Source organism: Litorivivens sp. (assembly GCF_041625495.1).
Taxonomy (GTDB): Bacteria; Pseudomonadota; Gammaproteobacteria; order Pseudomonadales; family Spongiibacteraceae; genus Litorivivens.
In genome coordinates this window covers 1-5,070 of the sequence record NZ_JBFJTH010000218.1, presented here as the reverse complement: position 1 = coordinate 5,070, position 5,070 = coordinate 1, and the positions used below count along the sequence as shown (strand labels likewise).

The 5,070-nt window shown below is 54.1% G+C and carries 6 protein-coding genes; 4 read left to right on the top strand and 2 right to left on the bottom strand.

The window, feature by feature from the left end:
* On the bottom strand, positions 1 to 1,035 hold a 1,035-nt coding region (locus ABYP39_RS17250; protein ID WP_372783822.1), incomplete at its 3' end, for a Rieske 2Fe-2S domain-containing protein.
* A 264-nt stretch (positions 1,036 to 1,299) separates the two neighbouring features.
* On the opposite strand from ABYP39_RS17250, the gene ABYP39_RS17245 reads away from it, so the two are divergent.
* The 3 genes from ABYP39_RS17245 to ABYP39_RS17235 are packed head-to-tail and all read left to right on the top strand — an operon-like array spanning position 1,300 to position 4,065.
* A complete protein-coding gene (locus tag ABYP39_RS17245) occupies positions 1,300 to 2,097 on the top strand; it encodes a red chlorophyll catabolite reductase (RefSeq protein ID WP_372758587.1) in 798 nt (265 codons plus the stop codon).
* Between the two features lie 2 nt (positions 2,098 to 2,099).
* Complete coding sequence (locus ABYP39_RS17240; RefSeq protein ID WP_372748112.1) at positions 2,100 to 3,074, top strand: dienelactone hydrolase; 975 nt, start codon at positions 2,100 to 2,102, stop codon at positions 3,072 to 3,074.
* 22 nt (positions 3,075 to 3,096) lie between these two features.
* Positions 3,097 to 4,065 carry a hypothetical protein gene (locus tag ABYP39_RS17235; RefSeq protein ID WP_372748111.1) on the top strand — a complete coding sequence of 323 codons (969 nt, stop codon included), beginning with the start codon at positions 3,097 to 3,099 and terminating at the stop codon, positions 4,063 to 4,065.
* 65 nt (positions 4,066 to 4,130) lie between these two features.
* Here the strand turns inward: ABYP39_RS17235 and ABYP39_RS17230 are convergent, their stop codons facing one another.
* Positions 4,131 to 4,418, bottom strand: coding sequence for a hypothetical protein (locus ABYP39_RS17230; RefSeq protein ID WP_372748110.1), 288 nt, complete (start codon positions 4,416 to 4,418; stop codon positions 4,131 to 4,133).
* A 188-nt stretch (positions 4,419 to 4,606) separates the two neighbouring features.
* Here ABYP39_RS17230 and ABYP39_RS17225 point away from each other — a divergent pair.
* Positions 4,607 to 5,070: DUF4437 domain-containing protein (locus tag ABYP39_RS17225; RefSeq protein ID WP_372783820.1), on the top strand; the 464-nt coding region annotated here is incomplete at its 3' end.

Below are 5,070 nucleotides of genomic sequence, written 5' to 3'. Positions count from 1 at the left end.
GAACACCTTTCGTCCCTCGTACTGCTTGAGCGTATAGGAGTCTATCTGGTAACCCTTCTCTATTAGCTTGCGACGCGCAGCACGGAATGAACTCATAAATCGGTCGTCCTGCACCGACAGCTCATTGGCGAGATTTTCCGGCAGATAATTGGGTGAGGCGCGCTCTATTACTTCAGCATCTTCTTTGAAAACCTTGCGCAGTCGCTTGCGCGAGCCACCATCAAACAAACCAATTTTGAAGAAGGTACGAAGCTGGGTGGCAAACGTTTTAGTGGTGTGTTCATCGACCGGCGTATTGCAGTCGAACATCAGAATACTCATCCAGCTATTGAGATTGATCTGAATGCGCACCACGTAACCCGACATATGGTAGCCAGGTATGGTTTCCGTGGGCTGCCGGTCCTTGCGGATAAAGCGACGAATCCCCAATTCCCCTTTAAGCTGTGGCGGATACTGGATGTTCCAGGACATGCCATTGAGCTCATCCTTCTCGACCTTGACGATCTTGTTCTCGCCGGCCGTATCAGGCGTACCAAACACCGGGTGCACGAAAGAGGCGTGTGCCAGATCAATACCGTTTTCGATAACGCGGGCAGCTTCGGCCTTCCACACCCACTCATCGGTAATCGCGCGCCACTTGGGGTCATCGTATTCAGGGAAAGGCGGGATCGACGGGCGCTCTTCTTCGGGCAAGTCACCCAGGAACACCCAGATCATGCCGTAGCGCTCTTCAGTGGGATAGGCGTCAACCCGGGCACGGTCCGGAATTTTAAACTCTCGCCCTTCCGAAGGAATAAACTGCACCTTCCCGTCGCCGTCAAACTGCCAGCCGTGGTAAGGACAGGCCACATTGCCATCAATGCACTTGCCGCCAGACAGTGACCCGCCGCGGTGAATACAAACGTCGCTCAGGCAGTGGGCTTTTCCGTCTTCATCGCGGAACAGCACAAAGTTTTGTCCCAACAGCTTTACTTTAACCGGCGTATCCTTGAGGGTTTCTGACCACTCAGCCACATACCAGAGATTGATTAACACTGCCTTTCCTCCAACGTTTTCGGGGGCCAGCCGCGCGCCGAGGCGCTTCTGAACCGAGCTTATTTATACTAATAGCATATCTTTATATCTTTTTAAACGAAAATTCCGCCTACCTAGATCATATACGATGATATTTTCTCCATCTTTCCCTGGGCATCAACAATACTATAGTGGGCAAAGGGCAAAAGCGGATTGCACCGCCACCCAACAATATGTATTATTCATATAACATTATATTCAATTAGTCTGACACAGGCACGGTCCATGGCACATATCACCAAATCCATCGACGAACTGGTAGCAGAGCAAGGTGGCGTCGATCGCCAGGAAACCTTTGAACAACTCTGGGCTATCACCACCGAACTTTTTGAAAAAGTTAAAGCGCGCTTTGATATTACCCAGGACGGGTCCTCCGTAGGGGATTACAGCGGCAAAGACGGCGCTCAGGGTTTCCTCTCTGCCTGGGCCGGCCCGGAAATCGACTGGTTGATTTACAGCTGGACCGGCAACCCCAAAGCCAGCTTCACCAACATGCACCTGACCATCAACCTCGGCCCGCAATACGATGTACCCCATTTCGGCTTTGCGCTTGGCACCACCCCGGACCTGTTTTTCTATCAGGACTACATGCCACGCAAGGATTTGTGGACTCACCCCGAGTACGCCGAAAAATACTACGGCGGCGAGGTAAACGATACTTACATCGAATGGGAGCGTAGCGAGCGCTTCAAGCACTTTATCAGCCGCCACATGTATACCCGCGTTGCTCAATCTCCCTGCTCGCTGGCCTACGGTGGCCCGGTTTGCGCCGAAGGGATCGATGATCTGCGCAAGGTCGCACACGCCCAGCTCGATCGCTGGATCGCCTGGGTTGACGCCGCCGAACAGCAACCGAAAAGCGCCCGTGCAGCACAGGCCGATCGCGACCTGATGATTCGCCGCACAATCACCGAAGGCGACCCCGCCAATATCGTGGTGGAAAACCTGTTTGGCACTGAGCTGTGCGACCAACTGGTGGCCACGCTCTGGGGCCGCGATCGCACCCTGCCGCGCCCCGAATAAGCATGGATGTTCGCGCCTTTTTTACCGCAGCCTCCGTACCCGGAGAACCCGAGCCGTGGAACACCCTGCAGCTAAAGGTTTACTACCCAGCTGCCTATAGCGACAGTGCAGATGAACGCAATATGGGCTATGTGCCCGCTGCGAGCAGCAATGCCCCCTACCCGGTCGTCATTTTCATGCCCGGTTCCAACTGCCACCCGGAAGTATATGGCTGGCTGGCAAAGGGCTTATGCGAGTTGGGACTGGTGTGCGTGACCTTCAGCTGGATCAAGCAGGACATGCCCGGATTTGTATCCCTAAGCCCCGGCTTTGATCTGCGCTATCTCACTCCTGACACTTTTGGCAAGGCGCCATCAAGCTCATCGCTACCGACGCTGCTCGGGGCTGTAGAACAGCTTAATACTGAGGGGCTGTTAGCCGGGCTGTTGGACACCCGCAAAATCATCCTCGGCGGTCACTCTGCCGGCGGTAATGCGGTGCTGCTCAATAGCAATAGCGATTGGTTTCCACAGCTGGTCGGCGGTTTCTCATATGCCGCTCACACTGGCGCATCAACCCAGATAGGCTTTCCGGAAGACACCCTGCTGCCTGTAGCCGGTGACGTTCCCATGCTAATCATGGGCGGTGAACAGGACGGCGTGATAGCAGCCAGCGCCAACCGCTACGGCGATGCCGACGACAGCACGCCTACCGAACGCATTGCCCGCACTTTCGATGAAGCACTTAACAGCACGCGCCACGACAGCCACCTGCTGTTACTCAAGGGCGCCAACCATTTTTGCTTTGCTCATCCCTACGATGGCACTACCGGCCGCCCCTTTCTCGACTGGCCCACATTGGGCAGCGAAGAGGAACAGCGCAGCCTGATGCTAAACGCTATCCAGACCTTTATTCAGGCCTGTATCGGCAAAGCGTCGCACGAATCTTTGAACACACTCTCCCACCACCCCATGGTTTCACGCTACGCGTGCAAATAACACCGCACTCAGGACGACTATCATGAGCGACAAGCAACCCAGCGAATTTCAGAAAAACATTACCGGTGACTGGCACGGCTACCCGTCTATTTTTACGCCGGACGGCACTCATGTGGGCTATAACAAAGTTACCCGCGCCAGTGAATTCAGCGATGGCCGCACAACCTACTGGATGGACGTGGCGCTCGATGCCGCGGGCGAGCTCGCCAACCGCTTTGAAACCGGTCGCTTTGAATTCGGCGTGATCGATTCCGACAAAGATCGCATCTATACCGGCCCCGACTTTATCGGCTCCGGCCGCCCTTTCGGCCCCTTTGTCGATTCAAATTACTTTTCACCCGGCTGGAACGTAAACCTGCGCACCATCAACCATGTGCTCGATGATCGCGGTGTACAAGTCTATTCTTCACAGATGTTTGAAGGGGATACGCTGGTGGCCGCCTTTAACGGTCTGTATATCCGCACCTTTGATCACGAAACCAACCCGGAAACTCAAAAGCTGGTCGCGGACTTCCTGGAAAATGAGAAAAAAGTCGGCAAGAAAACCTTCTATTTGCCGCAGAAGCATTCCGGCACCTGGACCGGCGAGATGGACGTGTACAACACCGAACAGGAAAAAGTCGGCACCAATCTGGTGACCATCGATTACATGCCCATCAACCTGAACCGCGCCACCATGAACGTAAAAATCGAAGGTGTGGTCAACCGCGAATTCAGCTTCGAACGCACTCGCAGTGGTAACCATCACCAGTTTCATGGGCCCGATGTATTCGGCAACGCCATTGGTTATGGTCGCTACCACTACGCGCTACACCACTTTATGGGTGAAGCCTTCAAATTCACCACTCGCGACGTGATGCTGGACGATCAATTCAGCCTGTGTTCCATGTGGCAGTTCCACGAATCACACCACGAGAAGTACATGACTTTCGGTGTGCTGGAGTGGGAAGAGAAAGACTACGTCCTTAAGCCAAACTATATCGAAAGGTAGTCAGACGACTAACTTCCTGTGATTGCCCCCGCTTTGCGGGGGCTTTTTTCATTGCGTTTTCACACTTACCGGCGTTTCGCCAGACGCTCGCGAAGACTGTTATCACAGGCCGCCTGCGCAGCGTCCACCTTGTCCCGAAAACACTGCTTGCTACCTTCAGCGCACCAGCGCTTGACGCCCTCTTTCGAGTTAATCAACGGCTCGGTCCGGTTGCTGCAACGCACGGTATACACCGACTGACGCATGCCATCTCCGTTGAATTCGTAACCCTTTAGCTGAAGCGCTTCCGGGCGCACACCGCCTTGCGCCATTGCCGCTGTCAGAGCGAACCCTAAAACCATCAAGCGTTTCATAGTGCTGTTCTCCAAATGCTATTGCGACGGTATACGCCGACTGTGCGCAGTTGGTTCAGATTAACGGAAAATATTTATAGATAGCCTATAGACTATCTATAACATATAGAAAATATCTTATTAATTATGTCAATTCAGGGGTATCGTAGCGTGCAACTCTAGGAACTCCCTGAACGCCGAGGTAAACCATGCGCCCACACGTTGAACTGATTGATGAAAAAGATCTGATCTGGCACCCCGCCGAACTGGTCGGCGCCGTTGGCGACGCTCGCCAGCGCAACCTCTCTTACGATGAAGAGGACGGATCAGTCTCAGCCAAAATCGAATTCACCTCTGACTGGTCGCGACCGGCGGGTGTTCACAACGCCCAAACCGAGTGGTACGTGCTCGAAGGCGAAGTCACCATTGGTGACACCGTGCTGAAGCCCGGCGGTTACTGGTGCACGCCGGCTGGCGTGGTAGCTCCCGCCTTGAAAGTGAAGAAAGGTACCGAGATTCTTTATTTCCGCGAATACGGCGACTGGCAGTTTGAAGTTACCGATCAGGACAAGGACTTTGTGCGCGAAGATCAGAAACTGGTCATTGCCAACACCGCCGACATGGACTGGATCGATGTGGTCGACGGCAGCCCCATGCGCTTTGATCTGGGCGG